15 protein-coding genes are annotated in these 18477 nt (G+C 71.0%); 5 read left to right on the top strand and 10 right to left on the bottom strand.

What is annotated here, in order from left to right:
• Positions 1 to 28: 28 nt before the first annotated feature.
• The 6 genes from OG707_RS12860 to OG707_RS12835 all read right to left on the bottom strand — a co-directional run bounded on the left by OG707_RS12860 (position 29) and on the right by OG707_RS12835 (position 8147).
• Complete coding sequence (locus OG707_RS12860; RefSeq protein WP_329117606.1) at positions 29 to 901, bottom strand: siderophore-interacting protein; 873 nt, start codon at positions 899 to 901, stop codon at positions 29 to 31.
• Between the two features lie 5 nt (positions 902 to 906).
• The gene (locus tag OG707_RS12855) at positions 907 to 1935 is read right to left on the bottom strand and encodes an ABC transporter substrate-binding protein (RefSeq protein ID WP_329117604.1); all 1029 of its coding nucleotides are present in this window, start codon (positions 1933 to 1935) and stop codon (positions 907 to 909) included.
• A gap of 586 nt (positions 1936 to 2521) precedes the next feature.
• Positions 2522 to 3676 carry an acyl-CoA dehydrogenase family protein gene (locus OG707_RS12850; protein ID WP_329117602.1) on the bottom strand — a complete coding sequence of 385 codons (1155 nt, stop codon included), beginning with the start codon at positions 3674 to 3676 and terminating at the stop codon, positions 2522 to 2524.
• Between the two features lie 6 nt (positions 3677 to 3682).
• Entirely contained in the window at positions 3683 to 4618 is a 936-nt protein-coding gene (locus OG707_RS12845; RefSeq protein ID WP_329117600.1) for a hydroxymethylglutaryl-CoA lyase, read from the bottom strand.
• Complete coding sequence (locus tag OG707_RS12840) at positions 4615 to 6525, bottom strand: ATP-binding protein (protein ID WP_329117598.1); 1911 nt, start codon at positions 6523 to 6525, stop codon at positions 4615 to 4617. Before OG707_RS12840 ends, OG707_RS12845 begins: the two co-directional genes overlap by 4 nt.
• A 5-nt stretch (positions 6526 to 6530) precedes the next feature.
• Positions 6531 to 8147: a carboxyl transferase domain-containing protein gene (locus tag OG707_RS12835; RefSeq protein ID WP_329117596.1), complete on the bottom strand. Its 1617-nt coding sequence runs from the start codon at positions 8145 to 8147 to the stop codon at positions 6531 to 6533.
• A gap of 99 nt (positions 8148 to 8246) precedes the next feature.
• Here OG707_RS12835 and OG707_RS12830 point away from each other — a divergent pair, with 99 nt between their 5' ends.
• Positions 8247 to 8825: an SACE_7040 family transcriptional regulator gene (locus tag OG707_RS12830; protein WP_329117594.1), complete on the top strand. Its 579-nt coding sequence runs from the start codon at positions 8247 to 8249 to the stop codon at positions 8823 to 8825.
• A 50-nt stretch (positions 8826 to 8875) separates the two neighbouring features.
• Positions 8876 to 9664, top strand: coding sequence for a phosphatase (locus OG707_RS12825; protein ID WP_329117592.1), 789 nt, complete (start codon positions 8876 to 8878; stop codon positions 9662 to 9664).
• Here the strand turns inward: OG707_RS12825 and OG707_RS12820 are convergent.
• The 4 genes from OG707_RS12820 to OG707_RS12805 form a co-directional block, all read right to left on the bottom strand.
• Positions 9634 to 10611, bottom strand: a complete 978-nt coding sequence (locus tag OG707_RS12820) for a cation diffusion facilitator family transporter (RefSeq protein ID WP_329117590.1) — start codon at positions 10609 to 10611, stop codon at positions 9634 to 9636. The genes OG707_RS12825 and OG707_RS12820 overlap by 31 nt on opposite strands.
• A gap of 19 nt (positions 10612 to 10630) precedes the next feature.
• A complete protein-coding gene (locus OG707_RS12815) occupies positions 10631 to 11491 on the bottom strand; it encodes an acyl-CoA thioesterase (RefSeq protein WP_329117588.1) in 861 nt (286 codons plus the stop codon).
• Positions 11492 to 11502: 11 nt separating this feature from the next.
• Positions 11503 to 12660 (bottom strand): acyl-CoA dehydrogenase family protein, encoded by a 1158-nt coding sequence (locus OG707_RS12810; RefSeq protein ID WP_329117586.1) that lies wholly within the window; start codon positions 12658 to 12660, stop codon positions 11503 to 11505.
• Between the two features lie 70 nt (positions 12661 to 12730).
• The gene (locus OG707_RS12805; RefSeq protein ID WP_329117584.1) at positions 12731 to 14164 is read right to left on the bottom strand and encodes a PucR family transcriptional regulator; all 1434 of its coding nucleotides are present in this window, start codon (positions 14162 to 14164) and stop codon (positions 12731 to 12733) included.
• A gap of 100 nt (positions 14165 to 14264) precedes the next feature.
• Here OG707_RS12805 and OG707_RS12800 point away from each other — a divergent pair, with 100 nt between their 5' ends.
• From OG707_RS12800 to OG707_RS12790, 3 genes are all read left to right on the top strand, one after another.
• Complete coding sequence (locus OG707_RS12800) at positions 14265 to 15734, top strand: sodium:solute symporter (protein WP_329117582.1); 1470 nt, start codon at positions 14265 to 14267, stop codon at positions 15732 to 15734.
• Between the two features lie 79 nt (positions 15735 to 15813).
• Positions 15814 to 16794 carry an agmatinase gene (gene speB, locus OG707_RS12795; protein WP_329117580.1) on the top strand — a complete coding sequence of 327 codons (981 nt, stop codon included), beginning with the start codon at positions 15814 to 15816 and terminating at the stop codon, positions 16792 to 16794.
• Positions 16791 to 18470 (top strand): thiamine pyrophosphate-binding protein, encoded by a 1680-nt coding sequence (locus OG707_RS12790; RefSeq protein ID WP_329117578.1) that lies wholly within the window; start codon positions 16791 to 16793, stop codon positions 18468 to 18470. Before speB ends, OG707_RS12790 begins: the two co-directional genes overlap by 4 nt.
• Positions 18471 to 18477 lie beyond the last annotated feature (7 nt).

The raw sequence follows: 18477 nt of genomic DNA, 5'->3' as shown, positions 1-18477 counted from the left end.
CCCCTCCGGAGTGGTTCCGTTTCGGCCGTTACGCCGCTGCTTCCTCGCGGAGTTGCTCTTCGCTCAGGCCCCGGCGCCAGTAGCCGACGAACGTGATGTCGCGCCGGTCCAGCTCGCGCTCCCGTACGAGATGACGGCGCAGCTCCTTGACCGACCCGGACTCGCCCGCGATCCACACATAGGGGCGTGCGCCGGGCAGTTCGGCCTCGCGTACGGCGTCGAGGGCCTGGGGTGCGCCCTCGTCCCGTACGAGCCAGGTGATGCGTGCGTCGGCGGCCGTCGTCAGCGCCTGGCGGTCCTTGGTGTGCTGAACTTCCAGCCAGACGCGGGCAGTTGTGCCCGTGGGGAGCGACTCCAGGATCGCGGCGGCGGCGGGGAGGGCCGTCTCGTCGGCCCAGATCAGGACCGAGTCCGTGCCCTCACGCGGCTGGAAACGTACGGCGGTGTTCTCCGCGACGGTGGGACCGATGACCGCGACCCGGTCGCCCGGGGCGGCCTGCGCGGCCCAGCGGCAGGCGGGGCCCACGCTCGCGGCGTCGGACGCCGCCTCGTGGAGGACGAAGTCGATGTCGATCTCTTCGCGCGGGTGCCGGCGCTGGGCGCGCACCGTGTACGAGCGCATCACCGCCCGGACGTCCTCGGGCACGGACCGGTACTCGGCGTACCAGGTGGCGGGCTCGTAGGAGGCGGGCAGCACCGGCTCGTGCTGGCCGGGGTGCGGCAGGAAGAGCGTGATGCTCTGGTCGCGGCCCCCGGCGTAGAAGTCCTTCAACTCCTCGCCGCCGAAGGTGACGCGCATGAGGGAGGGACTGATCCGCCGCGCCCCGACGACCTGCAGGCCGAAGAGGCGGAACGGCGCGATTTCGGGGGAGGTCTTCGTCGGGGCTGCGGCAGTCGGCACTGGGGTCAGCTCACCTTCTTGGCGTTCTCGATGGCCTTGGCGAGGTCGTCGAGGATCGGGGTGCACTTCGCGTACGAGTAGATGGGCTCCGTCGTACGGGGGACGACCTGGCCGACCTTGACCGCGGGCAGCGCGGCCCAGGTCGGCTTGTCCGTGAGGGCGGACGGCTGGAGGGCGGAGGCGCGGTTGTCCATCATGATGATGTCGGCCTTGTACTTGTCCGCGTTCTCCCAGCTCAGCTCCTCGAAGAAGCCCTGGGCGTTGGCCTTCGGCTCGACGAAGTTCACGCCGAGCTCCTGGAAGTAGAGGGTGTCCGCGGACATCTTCGGGACCGACGCGTAGAGCAGGTCCTTGGAGGCGGAGCCGATCAGGACCTTGATGTTCGGCTTCGACTTCGCGGCGGCGCGCAGGCGGGCCGCGGCCTTCTCGAAGGCGGCCTTGGCGTCCGTGAACTTCGCCGTCGAGAGGTCGGCGCCGAGGGACTTCGCGAGGTCGGCGCGGCGCTGCAGGGCCTTCGCCATGTTGACCTCGGCGGCCCAGAGGGCGACGGAGGGGGCGAGCTTGAGGATCTTCGCCTTGGACTCGTCCGGGACGTACCAGAGCGCGTCCTTCTGCCACATGTCGGTGACGAGGAGGTCGGGCGCGAGGGTGGCGTACTTCTCGACGTTGAACTCGCCCCAGACGTTGCCGAGGATCGTCAGCTTCGAGATGTCCAGGTCACCGGCCTGGACGTCGGGCTTGCCATCGGCGGCCTTGGTCGGGCCGAAGACGCCCTTGACCTCGATGCCGTAGTCGTGGAGGGCGGCGGCGGTGCCGGTGAAGGCGACGATGTTCTTGGGCGTCGACTTGGCTGTCACCTTGGTGCCGCGGTCGTCGGTGAAGGCCCAGGGGCCGGAGTCCTCGGCGGCGCTGCCCGACTTTTTCTTGTCGTCGCTGCCGCCGCAGGCGGTGAGGGCGGCGCCGATGCCGATGACGCCGCCGGCGGCGAGGATGCCGCGACGGGAGAAGTGGGAAGCGCGGGCGGTGGAGGACATGGCAGGGCTCTGCTTTCCATACGTGGCGGGGGCCACCGGGCAAGTTCCTGGGTAGGTTAGCCTAACCTTGCTGTGTGTCCAGAGGGCCCCCTCCTCGTACTCCTCAGCCTGTGAACTGGCTGAGACACCCCTCCAGCCCGGTGATGGTGACGTCGGCTGTGGGGCGGGCCGCCTCCCACTGCGTGCGGTCGATACGGAGACGCTGGAGGGTGGCCCGACCGGCGGCCTGCCAAGTTGGGCGGCGGGGTGTCGAACGGTTTGCGGGGGCGGGGAGGCTTTCCCCGATCCCGCCCCTTCCCGAAGCTGGGGGCAAGCCCCCAGACCCCCGGGCCCCGGTGTGCGGGGGCTTCGCCCCCTGCGCCCCCGTTCGGGGGCTCCGCCCCCGGACCCCCGCTCCTCAATCGCCGGAGGGGCTTGAATTTGCCTGGCGTGGGCTCCTTTTTGTGCGAGTGCGTTCAGTACTGGCTACGTGTGCGGGTCCGCACAGCACGGGCCACGTGTGCAGGCCCCCTCCAGGCAAAACCAGCCCGTCCGGCGATTGAGGACAAGCGGCCGAAGGTCGCTTACCGCCCCCGGCCGTTTCGCCTCAGCCCGAGAGCCCCATCTCCCGTGCGATCAGCATCCGTTGCACCTCGCTCGTGCCCTCGCCGATCTCAAGGATCTTGGAGTCCCGCCACATCCGCGCCACCGGATACTCGTTCATGAACCCGTACCCGCCATGGATCTGCGTCGCCTCACGCGCGTTGTCCACAGCCACCGTCGACGAGTACAGCTTCGCCAGCGCCGCCTCCTTCTTGAACGGCTCGCCCGCCACCAGGCGGGACGCCGCGTCGCGCCACGCCAGGCGGGCCGTGTGGGCCTTCATCTCCATGTCCGCCAGCTTGAACTGGATCGCCTGGTTGTCGCCGATCGGGCGGCCGAACGCCTTGCGCTCCTTCGCGTACGACAGGGACTCGTCCACGCAGCCCTGCGCCAGGCCCGTCGCCAGCGCCGAGATCGCCACCCGGCCCTCGTCGAGGATGCGCAGGAACTGGGCGTAGCCGCGGCCCTCCTCGCCCACCAGGTTCGCCGCCGGGACGCGGACGTCGGAGAAGGAGAGCTCACGCGTGTCCGACGCGTTCCAGCCGACCTTCGAGTACGGGGCCGCCACCGTGAAGCCCGGTGTCCCCGACGGGACGATGATCGAGGAGATGCGCGGGCGGCCGTCCTCCTTGCGGCCCGTCACCGCCGTGACCGTCACCAGGCCCGTGATGTCCGTACCCGAGTTGGTGATGAAGCACTTCGAGCCGTTGATCACCCACTCGTCGCCGTCCAGGACGGCTGTCGTGCGCGTACCGCCCGCGTCGCTGCCGCAGTCCGGCTCCGTCAGGCCGAACGCGCCCAGCACCTCGCCCGCGCACATCCTCGGCAGCCACTCGTTCTTCTGGGCCTCCGTGCCGAAGCGGTAGATCGGCATCGCGCCCAGCGAGACGCCCGCTTCGAGCGTGATCGCGACCGAGGAGTCGACCCTGGCCAACTCCTCCAGGGCGATCCCCAGCGCCAGGTAGTCGCCGCCCATGCCGCCGTACTCCTCCGGGAAGGGCAGGCCGAAGAGGCCCATCTGCCCCATCTCGCGGACGATCTCGTACGGGAACTCGTGCCGCTCGTAGAAGTCGCCGATCTTCGGCGCGATCACATCGTGCGCGAACGCCTCCACCGTGCGGCGGAGTTCTTCGTGCTCAGGGGAGAGACGGTGGTCCATCGTTGTTCACTGCTCCTGGTGGGAGAGGGCTCGGACGGTACGGGAAGGGCTCGGTCGGCCCAGTTCGCCGGCCAGCCACACGCTTGTGGCGGTGAGCCGGCCGAGGTCGACCCCGGTGTCGATACCGAGGCCGTCGAGCATCCACACGAGGTCTTCGGTGGCGAGGTTTCCGGTGGCGGACTTCGCGTACGGGCAGCCGCCCAGGCCGCCCGCCGACGCGTCCACCGTGGTCACCCCGTGCTGCAGCGCGGCCAGGGTGTTGGAGAGCGCCTGGCCGTACGTGTCGTGGAAGTGCACGCCGATCGAACTCGTCGGCACACCCGCCTCGTTGAGGCCCGCCAGAAGCGTCTGGACGTGGCCCGGTGTCGCCACGCCGATCGTGTCGCCGAGGCTCAGTTCGTCGCAGCCCATGTCCATCAGCGCCTTCGCGACCCTGATCACCTGCGCCACCGGCACGGCCCCCTCCCAGGGGTCGCCGAAGCACATCGACAGGTAGCCGCGCACATGGACCTTGTCCGCCTTCGCCTTGGCCACCACGGGGGCGAACATCCCCAGCGCCTCGTCCACCGTGCGGTTGAGGTTGGCCTTCGCGAAGGACTCCGTGGCGCTCGCGAACACCGCGATCCTGCGCGCCCCGAGCGCGAGTGCCCGGTCCAGGCCCCGCTCGTTCGGGACCAGGACGGGGAGGGCCACACCCTCCATGTCCCCGAGCAGCGGGAACAGCTGCTCCGCGTCCGCCAGTTGCGGCACCCACTTCGGGTGCACGAAGCTCGTCGCCTCGATCGTCGTCAGACCCGCTTCGGCCAGGCGGTGGATGAACTCCGCCTTCACCTCCACCGGCACGACCGCCTTCTCGTTCTGCAGCCCGTCGCGCGCACCCACCTCGTGGATACGGACCCTCGCCGGAAGGTCCTGCGCCGGTACGACCATCGGGAGCGTCATGCCGTCTCCTCCTCGTCCGGGGTCACCACGGCCAGCACCTGGTCCATCGCGACCGTGACGCCCGCCCTGACGTCCAGCTCGGTGACCGTGCCCGCGTGCGGGGCGGAGATCAGGTGTTCCATCTTCATCGCCTCCACCACCAACAGGCCCTGGCCTGCGGCTACTTGGTCGCCGACCGCCACCTTCACCACCGTCACCGTCCCCGGCATCGGTGCCGTCAGGCTGCCGGTCCCGGAGCCTCCCGCTCCGTGCAGCGCCGCCTCCACCGGGTCGTGGTCCTGCACGTGCCAGGAGTCGCCGTCCCTGCCGAGCCAGTCACCGGCCCGGTGGAAGGTGTGCACCGTCCCGTCGACCGTGACGGAGACCGTGCGCTCCTCGACCCGTCCGCCCGAAGCGTGCACCTGCACCGGCTCCTGTCCCGCGATACGCAGCCAGTGCCCGACCCGCACCGCGTCCCCGCCCAGCCGCCAGCCGCTCGGCACCGAGAACGGGTCCGTCCAGCCGCTGGCAGAAACCGGGGCCAAGTCGGCCTCCCGTACCGCCGCAGCGGCCGCGTAGACCTCCTCCGGGACCCCGTCGGGGACCAGCCCCTCCGCGTCCCGCTCCACCAGACCCGTGTCCAACTCGCCTGCCACCACCGCGGGATGGGCCAGCAGCCGCCGCAGGAAGCCCGCGTTCGTCGGCACGCCCAGCGTCACCGTCTCCGCCAGCGCCGCCCGCAGCTTGCGCAGCGCGGTCGCGCGGTCCGGGCCGTACGCGATGACCTTCGACAGCATCGGGTCGTACGCGCTCCCGACCTCCGTGCCCTCGCTCAGCCCGGAGTCCGTCCGCACCCCGTGCCCCTGCGGCTCGCGCAGCGACAGGACCGTTCCGCCCGAGGGGAGGAACCCGCGAGCAGGATCTTCAGCGCAGATCCGCGCCTCGATCGCATGCCCCGTCAGCGTGATGTCGCCCTGCCCGTACGGGAGTTCCTCGCCGGCCGCGACCCGCAGCTGCCACTCCACCAGGTCCAGCCCGGTCACCAGCTCCGTCACCGGGTGCTCGACCTGCAGGCGCGTGTTCATCTCCATGAAGTAGTACGAGGCCGGGTCGTCGCCCGGGACGATGAACTCCACCGTCCCCGCGCCCTCGTACCCGCAGCTCCGCGCCGCCTGCACCGCAGCCTCGCCCATCGCGGCCCGCGTCGCCTCGTCGAGCAGGACCGACGGCGCCTCCTCGATGACCTTCTGGTGGCGTCGCTGCAGCGAGCACTCGCGCTCGCCCAGGTGCACCACATTGCCGTGGCCGTCGGCCAGGACCTGGATCTCGATGTGGCGCGGACGGTCGATCCACCGCTCCACCAGCAGCGTGTCGTCGCCGAAGGAGTTCAGCGCCTCGCGCTTCGCCGCCGCGATCTCGTCGCCGAGCAGCGCCTCGTCGCGCACCAGCCGCATGCCCTTGCCGCCGCCGCCCGCCGACGGCTTCAGCAGCACCGGCATGCCCATCTTGCGGGCGATCTCCTCCAGTTCGGGCCCGGAGCCGCCGGGGACGACCGGCACCCCGTACGCCGAGACCGTCTCCTTGGCCCGGATCTTGTCGCCCATCAGCGCGATGGCGGATGCGGGCGGGCCGATGAAGACCAGCCCGGCCGCCGCGCACGCCTCCGCGAACGCCGCGTTCTCCGCGAGGAATCCGTACCCCGGGTGGACCGCCTCCGCGCCCGCCCGCCGGCCCGCGTCCACCAGGTCGTCGGCCGACAGATAGCTGCCGATCCGGACCGCCGTGTCCGCCTCCCGTACGTGACGGGCGTCCGCGTCCGCGTCGCTGAACACGGCCACCGATCGCACGCCCAGCTCCCGCAGCGTGCGGATGACGCGGACCGCGATCTCGCCCCGGTTGGCGACCAGCACTGAACCGAACATTCCCATCCCCATCACATCCGGAAGACGCCGTAGCCGGGCTCACCCAGCGGCGCGTTGCCACACGCGGTCAGTGCCAGACCCAGGACCTGCCGGGTCTCCATGGGGTCGATGACCCCGTCGTCCCAGAGCCGGGCGGTCGCGTAGTAGGCGTTGCCCTGCTGCTCGTACTGGGCGCGGATCGGGGCCTTGAAGGCCTCCTCGTCGTCGGCCGGCCAGGTGTAGCCCTGGCCCTCGATCTGGTCCTTCTTCACCGTCGCGAGCACCGAAGCCGCCTGCTCGCCGCCCATCACCGAGATCTTGGCGTTCGGCCACATCCACAGGAAGCGCGGCGAATAAGCGCGCCCGCACATCGAGTAGTTGCCCGCTCCGTACGAACCGCCCACGACCACCGTCAGCTTCGGCACCCGCGCGCACGCGACCGCCGTCACCATCTTGGCGCCGTGCTTGGCGATGCCGCCCGCCTCGTAGTCCCGGCCGACCATGAAGCCGGAGATGTTCTGCAGGAAGACGAGCGGGATGCCGCGCTGGTCGCACAGCTCGATGAAGTGCGCGCCCTTCTGGGCGGACTCCGAGAACAGGATCCCGTTGTTGGCGACGATCCCCACCGGGTGGCCGTGGATCCGCGCGAAGCCCGTCACCAGCGTTGTCCCGAACTCCGCCTTGAACTCGGCGAATCGCGACCCGTCGACGACCCTCGCGATCACTTCCCGCACGTCGTACGGCGTCCGGGAGTCCACCGGAACCGCCCCGTACAACCCCGCAGGATCAACCTTCGGCTCCTCAACAGGCTCAACGCTCCAGGGCAGTTGACCCCGCTCCGGCAGCGTCGAGGCGATCGTCCGTACGATCCGCAGCGCATGCGCGTCGTCCTCGGCGAGATGGTCGGTGACACCAGAGACCTTGGAGTGGACCTCGCCGCCCCCCAGCTCCTCCGCCGTCACGACCTCGCCCGTCGCCGCCTTCACGAGCGGCGGTCCGCCGAGAAAAATGGTCCCCTGACCGCGCACGATCACGGCCTCGTCGCTCATCGCGGGCACATACGCACCGCCCGCGGTGCACGAGCCCATGACGGCCGCGATCTGCGGGATCCCGGCCCCCGACATCCGCGCCTGGTTGTAGAAGATCCGCCCGAAGTGGTCCCGGTCGGGGAAGACCTCGTCCTGCATGGGCAGGAACGCGCCGCCCGAGTCGACCAGATAAATACACGGCAGCCGGTTCTCCAGGGCCACCTCCTGCGCCCTGAGGTGCTTCTTCACCGTCATCGGGTAGTACGTACCGCCCTTGACGGTGGCGTCATTGGCGACGACCACGCACTCGCGCCCGCTGACCCGCCCGATCCCCGCGATCACCCCGGCCGCGGGTGCCGCGCCCCCGTACAGCCCGTCGGCCGCGAGCGGCGCCAGCTCCAGGAAGGGCGATCCGGGGTCGAGCAGCCCGTCGACCCGGTCCCTGGGCAGCAGCTTGCCGCGCGCCACATGCCGGGCCCGGGACTTCTCGCCGCCCCCGAGCCGGGCCGCGGACAGCTTGGCCCGCAGCTCCTCGGCCAGCGCCTCGTGCGCCGCCTCATTGGCCCGCCAGGCCTCCGAGGCGGGGTCGGCCGCGCTGGCCAGCACCGGTGCCTGCTGCATCGCTTCGAGCCCCCTCTGTACGGTCTGCTCTGTTAATGAGCGTTAACACGTCGCGTTCAGGTTAACGCTCGCTAACCCCCACTGTCTAGAATCGAATCCATGACCACCAGGACGGACGCCCCGACCCGCCGCGAGCAGATCCTCAAAGAGGCCGCCCGCCTCTTCGCAGCCCGTGGATTCCACGGCGTGGGCGTCGACGAGATAGGCGCCGCAGTCGGCATCAGCGGCCCCGGGCTCTACCGCCACTTCGCCGGCAAGGACGCGATGCTCGCCGAGCTGCTCGTCGGCATCAGCGGCCGCCTCCTCGACGGCGGCAAGCGCCGCGTGGCCGAGACCGGGGGCGGCCCGCAGGACGTACTGTCCGCGCTCATCGACGGCCACATCGATTTCGCCCTCGACGACCGTCCCCTCATCACCCTCCACGACCGCGAGCTCGACCGCCTGCGCGACAGCGACCGCAAGCTGGTGCGCCAGCTGCAGCGCCAGTACGTGGAGCTCTGGGTCGGTGTCGTAAGGGAAATCCACCCCACGGCCCCCGAGGCAGAGGCCCGCGTCGCGGTCCACGCCGTCTTCGGCCTCCTCAACTCCACCCCGCACCTGGGCTCCCTCGGCCGCCCCGCCACCGAGGCCCTGCTGCGCCGCCTCGCACACGGAGCGTTCGCCGCCCTGTCGGGCTGAGGGCGGGCTGCGGGCGTACGGCCTTTCGCCCCGCGCGGCACAATGGGCCCATGCCGATATCCGGGATTCCCAGCCGCGCCGACCTCGTCGACCACCTCGTCCGTACGCGGATCGCCGGAGAGGTCGCCACTCCCCGCGACAACAACCTCTCCCACTACCGCAAGCTCGCCAACGGCGACCGTCACTACTGGCTCGGCCTGGAGCTCGGCGACCGCTGGACGGACGAGCAGGACGTGCTCGCCGTCATGGCCGAGCGCTGCGGGGTCGTCGACGACCCCGAGCACCGCAGCGGCCAGGACACCATCGACGTGGAGCTGACCGTCGACGGGCTCGACCGGATGGCGGCGCGGCTGCGGAAGGCCGCCGAGGGGCGGCAGCGGGTGCTGATCGCGACCGGGCACCCCGGCGCGCTCCTCGACGTACACGGGGAGACGGGGCGGGCCCTGCGGAGGGCCGGGTGCGAGGTGGTGCGCATTCCGGAGGGGCTGACGACCGACGAGGGCTGCGTGGTGCAGTTCGGCGGGGTCGCCGTTTTCGAGCGGGGCGCGACCCTGTGGCACACGCACGCGCCCGAGCCGATGACCGCGATCCTCGACGGCCTGGAGCGCGAGGGGCGTCCGCTGCCCGATCTGGTCGTCGCCGACCACGGGTGGGCGGGGTGCGCGGGGCAGCGGGGCATCGACTCGGTCGGTTACGCGGACTGCAACGACCCCGCCCTGTTCATCGGCGAGGCCGAGGGGACGATGCAGGTCACCGTGCCCCTCGACGACCACGTCATCGACCCGTTCTTCTACGAGCCGATGACCGCCTACTTGCTGGGCGCCGCCGGCCTGACCTGATGCAGCCCGGGGGTCGGGTCCAGATAGACCCGCCGGATGGCCGGGAAGCGCTCGCGCAGCTGCTCCTCGGCCTCCTCGCAGGCCCACTCGATCTCCTCGGCCGTCGACACGTCCCGGAAGTCGACCTTCGCCGCGATCAGGATCTCCTTGGGGCCCTGCACGATCGTGGTCAGCTCCAGTACGGCCTCCACATGCGGTACGGAGAGGATTTCCGCCCGCACCTCGTCGCGCATCTTCTCCGGCAGCGCACGGCCGATCAGCAGGTCGGCGTTGGAGCGGCCCAGCTCCCAGGCCACCCAGACCAGCAGCAGGCCGATGAGGATCGACGAGATGCCGTCGAAGATGCCCGACCCGGTCAGCTGGCCGCCGAGCAGGCCGCCCGCGGCAAGGAGCAGGCCGATGAGGGCGGCGACGTTCTCCAGGAGTACCGCCTTGACCGCGGTGTCCGGGGTGTCGCGCACATAGACGGCGAGCGGGGCGCGGAAGCGGGCCGCCTCGCCCTTCATCTGGCGCCAGGCGACCAGGAGCGAGTAGCCCTCCAGGAGGAAGGCGATCGCCAGGATGATGTACGAGAGGGTGGGGTTGCCGGGGTCCTCGCCGTGCACGAGCGTGTGGATGCCGTCGTAGATCGCGAAGACCGCGCCGCCGACGAAGGTGGCGATGGAGGCGAGCATCGCCCAGATGTAGCGCTCGGGTCCGTAGCCCAGCGGGTGGGCCTCGTCGGCCGGCTTCTCGCTGCGCTTCAGGGCGGCGAGCAGCAGGACCTCGGTGACGGTGTCGGCCACCGAGTGGGCGGCCTCGGAGAGCATCGCGGACGAGCCGCTGACGATGCCGCCGATCGCCTTGGCCACGGCGATGCCGAGGTTGGTGACGACCGCGACGATGACGGTCCCTACGCTCTCGCCGCTTTCCTCGGGCTCAGTGCTCTCCGACTCCACATCAGACATGGTCTGACGGTATGTCCGATCAGCGAGGTACGCGAACGACGCCTTCCTGGATGACCGTCACCGCGAGCTGCCCGCCCTGCGTGTAGATCCGGGCCTGGCCGAGGCCCCTGCCGCCCGACGCGGACGGCGACTCCTGGTCGTACAGCAGCCATTCGTCCGCCCGGAAGGGCCGGTGGAACCACATCGCGTGGTCGAGCGAGGCGCCGACGACGTCGCCGACCGCCCAGCCGCCGCGGCCGTGCGCGAGCAGCACCGAGTCGAGCAGGGTCATGTCGGAGACATAGGTGGCGAGGACGACGTGCAGGAGCGGTTCGTCCGCGAGCTTGCCGTTCGTACGGAACCAGACCTGCGAGCGCGGCTCGCGCGGGGTGCCGACGCTGCCCCACGGCGGGGTGTCCGCGTACCGCAGATCGACGGCCGCGCGGGCCTCGACGAGGCGCTGGGCCACGTTCGCCGGGAGGTGGCGCGGCAGCATCTCGGCCGCGGTGGGGAGGGTTTCGGGGTCCGGGGCGGCCGGGATCGGGTACTGGTGCTCGAGCCCCTCCTCGTACGTCTGGAAGGACGCCGAGAGGTGGAAGATCGGCAGCCCGTGCTGGGTCGCGACGACGCGGCGGGTGGTGAAGGAGCGCCCGTCGCGGATGCGGTCGACCTCGTAGACGATCGGCACACCGGGGTCGCCGGGGCGCAGGAAGTACGCGTGCAGCGAGTGCGGCGGCCGGTCCTCGGGGACGGTGCGGCCCGCGGCGACCAGGGCCTGGGCGGCGACCTGGCCGCCGAAGACCCGCGGCACGAGGGCCGAACGGCTCTGGCCGCGGAAGATGTCCTCCTCGATCCGCTCGAGGTCGAGCAGATCGAGGAGGGACTCAAGTTGCTTGGACATCAGGTGAGTTCTTAGAGGCCCATGTCCTTGGCGATGATCATCTTCATGACCTCGCTGGTGCCGCCGTAGATGCGGTTGACGCGGTTGTCCGCGTACAGGCGGGCGATCGGGTACTCGTTCATGAAGCCGTAGCCGCCGTGCAGCTGCAGGCAGCGGTCGATCACGCGGTGCGCGACCTCGGTGCAGAAGAGCTTCGCGGACGCGGCCTCGGCCGGGGTCAGCTCGTCGTTGTCGAGGGCTTCGAGGGAGCGGTCGACGACGGCCTGGGCGGCGTCCACCTCGGCCTGGCAGGCGGCCAGTTCGAACTTGGTGTTCTGGAACGAGGCGACCGTCTTGCCGAAGACCGTACGGTCCTGGACGTACTCCTTGGCGAAGCGGACGGCGGCCGCGGCCTGCGCGTACGCACCGAAGGCGATGCCCCAGCGCTCGGAGGCGAGGTTCAGGCCGAGGTAGGAGAAGCCCTTGTTCTCCTCGCCGAGCAGGTCGTCGACGGGGACCTTCACGTCGACGAACGCCAGCTCGGCGGTGTCGGAGACCTTCAGGCCGAGCTTGTCGAGCTTGCGGCCGACCGAGTAGCCCTCGGACTTGGTGTCGACGGCGAACAGCGAGATGCCGAAGCGGCGGTCGTCCTCGCGCGGGGCGGAGGTACGGGCGCAGACGATGACCTTGTCGGCGTGCACACCGCCGGTGATGAAGGTCTTGGCGCCGTTGAGGACGTAGTGCGTACCGTCCTCGGAGAGCTTCGCGGTGGTCTTCATGCCCGCGAGGTCGGAGCCGGTGCCCGGCTCGGTCATCGCGAGGGCCCACATCTCCTCGCCGGAGACGAACTTCGGCAGGAAGCGCTTCTTCTGCTCGTCGGTGGCGAGCATCTTGATGTAGGGCAGGCCCAGCAGCACGTGCACGCCGGAGCCGCCGAAGGAGACGCCCGCGCGGGCGGTCTCCTCGTACATCACGGCCTCGAACTTGTACGAGTCGATGCCCGCGCCGCCGAACTCCTCGGGGACGCGGATGCCGAAGATGCCCAGCTCGGCGAGCTTGTAGTAGAAGTCCCGGGGCGCCTGACCCTTGGCGAACCACTCGTCGTAGACCGGGACGACCTCGGACTCGATGAAGGCGCGGAGAGTCTCCCGGAACGCCTCGTGGTCCTCGTTGAATACGGTACGGCGCACGGGGGAGCCTCCTTGTTGATTCTTCTTGGTTCACCTAAGCGCTTGCTCAGCGTTAAAAGTTACCCGCCGGTCATTCTTTCTGTCCAGAGTGAGCCTCAGCACTCCGGAGCGCGAACCAGAGCTCCGCGCGTACGTCCATGTCGTCCAGATCCGCGTCCAGCAGGGCCGCGCAGCGGGCGATGCGCTGGCGGACGGTGTTGCGGTGGACGGCGAGGGCGACGGCGGTGCGGTCCCAGCTGCCGTGGAGGGAGAGCCAGCTGCGGAGGGTCCTGGGGAGGGGACTGCTTTTCTCGTCGCCGAGCGGGGCGAGGAGCTCGCGGGCGTACGAGGCCGCTTCGGCGGGGTCCGTCAGCCCGGCCAGGCCCGAGGTGCGGTGGCGGACCAGGGGCGAACGGGTGGCCTCGGCGCGGCGCAGGGCGCGGGCCGCCTGGGCCTCGGCGGCGGGGAGTTGGCGGGGGTCGGCGGGGGCGCTGATGCCGAGCGTCCAGCCGGGGTGGGGGGCCGGTTCGTGGCCGGCGGGGAGCAGGATCCGTACGGACTCGGGCTGTACGTCCACGAGCGGACTGCCCAGCGCGGGCGGCGGTCCTTCGCCGCGGGCGTGCACGACGGTCCAGGGGGCGTCGCCGAGGAGCGGGGCGACGTCCGCGGCCTCCTCGCCGAGGAGCATCCGTACGAGGGCGGAGGACCGGGCGGCCTCGTCGGCGCCCTGCCGTTCGGCGGTGAGGAGGGAGAGGAGGACGACGGCGACTCCGGCGACGGTGTGGTCGCCGGGTTCACGGTGGGGGGTGGCGATGCAGAGGGTTGCGCGGTTGGCGAGGGCGTAGGCGGTGAGGTGGGTGCCGTCGACGGTGTCGGTGGCGGAGGACACCAGTCTCTCCGGCGCGGGCCGCACCACGTGGGCCAGCGCGTCGAGCGAGGTCCGCACCGCCGCCGACGGCGCAGCCCCCGCCTCGTACGCCACCGAACCGTCCGCCCCCAGCACCCCGGCCCACCCACCCACCCGCGTCGCCAACTGCCGCAGCACCGCCGGGACCGGGTCCGGGCGGGCCGCGGCCGACGCCAGGCCCTGCTGGGCGTCCGTCACCCGCCGCAGCTCCCGGTGGCGGGCCTGCGCCATCAGCCCCCACACCGCCCGCGCCACCGCCGTGAACGGAGTCCGCGGCGGGACCTCCACCAGCGGCAGGCCCCGCCGGTCGCACGCCTCCGCGAGCGCCGCCGGCACCGTGTCGTACACCGGCGTCACCCCGAAGCCCAGCGCCGCCCCGCCCGCCTCCACGATCCGCGCGACGTAGAGGTCCGGGTCGGTCCCGGGGAGCTGCACGCCCGCCGTCAGCAGCAGTTCGCCGCCGAGCAGATACGGATACGGGTCGGCCATCTCGCTCGTGTGCACCCAGTGCACGGCCGCCTCCGACGGACCCGCCACATGAAGGAGCCCCAGATCCTCGCGCGCCAGCAGCGCGGCGAGAGGAACCGGGGAGGTCGGGGGAGAAGCGGGGTCCGGCATGGACGGTCCATCCACTCAAGAGGGTGAGGAGTGGAGGAAACGTACACTTCAGAGTCGCTTTCCGGCCACCTAGGGTCGTCCCGACCGGAAGGAGGCCCCCATGGCCATCGACTACGCGGTGATCGTCATTTACCTGGCCGGCATGCTGGCCATGGGCTGGTGGGGCATGCGCCGCGCCAAGTCCAAGAGTGAGTTCCTGGTCGCGGGCCGCCGCCTCGGCCCCGCCATGTACTCCGGGACCATGGCCGCCATCGTCCTCGGCGGTGCCTCGACCATCGGCGGCGTCGGCCTCGGCTACCAGTACGGACTCTCCGGCGCCTGGATGGTCTTCACCATCGGCCTCGGTCTGCTCGCGCTCTCGGTCTTCTTCTCCGCGCGCATCGCCCGCCTGAAGGTCTACACCGTCTCCGAGATGCTCGACCTGCGCTACGGCGGCAAGGCCGGCCTCATCTCCGGCATCGTCATGTGGGCGTACACCCTCATGCTCGCGGTGACCTCGACCATCGCCTACGCGACCATCTTCGACGTCATCTTCGACATGCACCGCACCGTCGCGATCATCCTCGGCGGCGCGATCGTCGTGGCGTACTCGACGCTCGGCGGCATGTGGTCGATCACCATCACCGACATGGTGCAGTTCGTCGTGAAGTCGGTCGGCATCCTGATCCTTCTCCTCCCGATCGCCGTCATCCGGGCGGGCGGCTTCAGCGAGATGAAGGCCGAGCTGCCGACCTCGTACTTCGACCCGCTGGGCATCGGCGGCGAGACGATCTTCACGTACGTCCTGATCTACACCTTCGGGATGCTCATCGGGCAGGACATCTGGCAGCGGGTGTTCACCGCGCGCAGCGACAAGGTCGCGCGGGCCGGCGGCACGGTCGCCGGTACGTACTGCCTGCTGTACGCCATCGCCGGCGCGGTCATCGGCACCGCGGCGAAGGTCCTCTACCCGCACCTGGCCAACCCGGACGACGCGTTCGCGACCATCGTCAAGGACCAGCTCCCCATGGGTGTGCGGGGCCTCGTGCTCGCCGCCGCCCTCGCCGCCGTGATGTCCACGTCCTCCGGCGCGCTGATCGCCTGCGCCACCGTCGCCAACAACGACATCTGGTCGCGGCTGAAGGGCCTCACGGGCTCCGCCCGCGCAGAGGGCGACCACGACGAGGTGAAGGGCAACCGCATCTTCATCCTCGTCATGGGCATCGCCGTGATCGTCATCGCGATCCAGCTCAAGAGCGTCGTCGAGGGCCTGACCGTCGCGTACGACCTGCTCGTCGGCGGCCTCCTCGTCCCGATCCTCGGCGGACTGCTGTGGAAGCGCGGCACGGTGTACGGCGCGCTCTCGGCCGTCGTGGTCGGCGGGCTCGCCGTCCTGGGGCTGATGGCCGCGTACGGAATCCTCGCCAACGAGCCCGTCTACTACGGCCTCCTCGCCTCCCTCGTCTCGTACGTCGCCGTCTCCCTCGCGACGCCCCCGACCGACCCCGCCGTCCTCGCCAACTGGCGCGAGCGGCTGGCCGGCCGGGGCACGGAGACCGAGGCGGAAGACCTGGCCGAGGTCCCGGCCTGACCCCGTGCACCGGCCCGCTGTCAGTGGGCCGGTGCATTCTTGACAGAGCACCACCCGCATCACCCGAAGGGCACCCACCATGAGCAGCACCGGACAGCAGAGCAGCGGCCCCCGCGGCCCCGTCGACTCCTCCCGCATCCCGCGGTACGCGGGCCCTGCGACCTTCGCCCGGCTGCCCCGCCTCGACGAAGTCGGCACCGCCGACGTCGCCGTGGTCGGCGTGCCCTTCGACTCCGGGGTCTCCTACCGCCCGGGCGCCCGCTTCGGCGGCAACGCGATCCGCGAGGCGTCCCGGCTGCTCCGCCCGTACAACCCGGCACAGGACGCGTCGCCCTTCGCGCTCGCGCAGGTCGCGGACGCCGGGGACATCGCGGCGAACCCGTTCAACATCAACGAGGCCGTCGAGACGATCGAGGCCGCGGCCGACGACCTGCTCGGCACGGGCGCCCGGATGATGACGCTCGGTGGCGACCACACCATCGCTCTGCCGCTGCTGCGCTCGGTCGCCAAGAAGCACGGCCCGGTGGCGCTGCTGCACTTCGATGCGCACCTGGACACCTGGGACACGTACTTCGGCGCCGAATACACGCACGGAACCCCGTTCCGCCGGGCCGTCGAGGAGGGCATCCTCGACACCTCCGCGCTCAGCCACGTCGGTACGCGCGGCCCGCTGTACGGCAAGCAGGACCTGACCGACGACGCCAAGCTCGGTTTCGGCATCGTCACCTCCGCCGACGTCATGCGGCGCGGCGTCGACGAGGTCGCCGACCAGCTGCGCCAGCGCATCGGCGACCGCCCGCTCTACATCTCCATCGACATCGACGTCCTCGACCCGGCGCACGCACCCGGCACGGGCACCCCGGAGGCGGGCGGCCTGACCTCGCGCGAGCTCCTGGAGATCGTGCGCGGGCTCTCCTCCTGCAACCTGGTCTCGGCGGACCTGGTGGAGGTGGCCCCGGCGTACGACCACGCCGAGATCACCTCGGTCGCCGCATCCCACACGGCGTACGAGCTGACGACGATCATGTCCCGTCAGATCGCGGAGGCGCGTACCAAGTGAGCCCCCACGACCACCACCACGAGACCCCGCAGCTCACGCCCGAGCAGATCGAGGCGGCGCTCAACCCGCCGGCCGGACGCAACGGCGGCGACCTGGTCGTCGAGACGCTCCAGGGTCTTGGCGCCACCACGGTGTTCGGGCTCCCGGGGCAGCACGCGCTCGGCATGTTCGACGCCCTGCGCCGGTCCGCGCTGTCGTACGTGGGCCTGCGCGTCGAGAACAACACCGGCTTCGCGGCGGACGCGTACGGCCGGGTGACCGGCGAGGTCGCCCCGCTGCTGCTCTCCACGGGCCCCGGTGCGCTGACGTCGCTGGCCGCGCTGCAGGAGGCGGCGGCCGCGTCGTCCCCGATCCTCGCGATCTCCAGCCAGATCCCGACGGCCGGACTGGGCGGCGGACGGCACGGCTATCTCCATGAACTCCGGGACCAGCAGGCCTCGTTCCGCGACATCGTGAAGTCGGTCCACACCGTACGACACGCCTCGCAGATCCCCTCCGCCATCGCGGCGGCCTGGGAGTCGGCGCTCACCGCGCCGCACGGCCCGGTCTGGGTGGAGATCCCGCAGGACGTGCTCCTCGCCGAGACGACGCTGCCCGTGGTCACGGCGATGGACGCGACGCCGCGCGACCTGGACCCCCGGCCCGAACTCGTCGCCGTGGCAGCGCACTTGCTGTCGCACGCGACCCGGCCGGTGATCATCGCGGGCGGCGGTGTGGTCCGCTCGGACGCCGCCGGCAAGCTCCGCGCGCTCGCCGAGAAGGTGAATGCCCCGGTCGTCTCCACCTTCGGCGGCAAGGGTGCGTTCCCCTGGGAGCACCCCCTCTCGCTCCAGTCCTGGATGGAGGACCGCCACACCACGGACTTCCTGGAGTCGGCGGACGTCCTGCTCGTGGTCGGATCGGGCCTCGGCGAACTCTCCTCGAACTACCACACGTTCGCCCCGCGCGGCCGGGTGATCCAGATCGAGGCGGACCTCGGCAAGCTGGAGTCGAACCACCCCGCGCTGGGCATCCACGCGGACGCACGTATCGCGCTCTCGGAGATCCTGGAGCAGGCGGAGGAGCGTGCGGACGAGACGGCGGCACCTGCGGTCGCCGAGGTCCTGGCCAAGGTGAAGTCCCGTATCGACTCCCAGGAGTTGACCTTCGAGCAGCAGATCCTGGCATCGGTGCGCGAGGCCCTTCCCGCCGCGTCGCCGAGCTTCTGGGACATGACGATCCTGGCGTACTGGGCCTGGTCCGCCTGGCCGGGCGCGCTCCACTCGGCGCAGGGCGCGGGCGGTCTCGGGTACGGCTTCCCGGCGGCGATCGGGGCTGCGGCCGCCGACCGTACGACGCCGGTGCTCGCGGTGTCGGGCGACGGCGGTGCGATGTACTCGATCGCCGAGCTGGCCACGGCCCGGCAGTACGACCTCCCCGTCACCTGGCTGATCGTGGACGACGGCGGGTACGGCATCCTCCGCGAGTACATGACGGACGCCTTCGGCGAGGCCACGGCGACGGAGCTCACGCGCCCCGACTTCGTGGCGCTGGCGGAGTCCTTCGGGGTCCCGGCGGTCCGTACGACACCCGAGTCGCTCGGCGACGACCTCGCCAAGTCCTTTGTCCAGCCGGGCCCTTCGGTGGTCGTGCTCCCCGCGGTGCTGAAGATGTTCGCGCCGACGCACCTGGGCTGAGTGCCGC

Source organism: Streptomyces sp. NBC_01465 (genome assembly GCF_036227325.1).
Classification (GTDB): domain Bacteria; phylum Actinomycetota; class Actinomycetes; order Streptomycetales; family Streptomycetaceae; genus Streptomyces.
The sequence above is the reverse complement of the archived record's forward strand: the minus strand, read 5'-3'. Positions and strand labels throughout refer to the sequence as shown.

Excerpts from the sequence above, each read along its gene's own strand:
- OG707_RS12855 (WP_329117604.1), bottom strand. The coding sequence starts at position 1,935 with ATGTCCTCCACCGCCCGCGCTTCCCACTTCTCCCGTCGCGGCATCCTC.
- OG707_RS12850 (WP_329117602.1), bottom strand. The coding sequence starts at position 3,676 with ATGGACCACCGTCTCTCCCCTGAGCACGAAGAACTCCGCCGCACGGTG.
- OG707_RS12845 (WP_329117600.1), bottom strand. The coding sequence starts at position 4,618 with ATGACGCTCCCGATGGTCGTACCGGCGCAGGACCTTCCGGCGAGGGTC.
- OG707_RS12840 (WP_329117598.1), bottom strand. The coding sequence starts at position 6,525 with ATGGGAATGTTCGGTTCAGTGCTGGTCGCCAACCGGGGCGAGATCGCG.
- OG707_RS12835 (WP_329117596.1), bottom strand. The coding sequence starts at position 8,147 with ATGCAGCAGGCACCGGTGCTGGCCAGCGCGGCCGACCCCGCCTCGGAG.
- OG707_RS12830 (WP_329117594.1), top strand. The coding sequence starts at position 8,247 with ATGACCACCAGGACGGACGCCCCGACCCGCCGCGAGCAGATCCTCAAA.
- OG707_RS12825 (WP_329117592.1), top strand. The coding sequence starts at position 8,876 with ATGCCGATATCCGGGATTCCCAGCCGCGCCGACCTCGTCGACCACCTC.
- OG707_RS12820 (WP_329117590.1), bottom strand. The coding sequence starts at position 10,611 with ATGTCTGATGTGGAGTCGGAGAGCACTGAGCCCGAGGAAAGCGGCGAG.
- OG707_RS12815 (WP_329117588.1), bottom strand. The coding sequence starts at position 11,491 with ATGTCCAAGCAACTTGAGTCCCTCCTCGATCTGCTCGACCTCGAGCGG.
- OG707_RS12805 (WP_329117584.1), bottom strand. The coding sequence starts at position 14,164 with ATGCCGGACCCCGCTTCTCCCCCGACCTCCCCGGTTCCTCTCGCCGCG.
- OG707_RS12800 (WP_329117582.1), top strand. The coding sequence starts at position 14,265 with ATGGCCATCGACTACGCGGTGATCGTCATTTACCTGGCCGGCATGCTG.
- speB (WP_329117580.1), top strand. The coding sequence starts at position 15,814 with ATGAGCAGCACCGGACAGCAGAGCAGCGGCCCCCGCGGCCCCGTCGAC.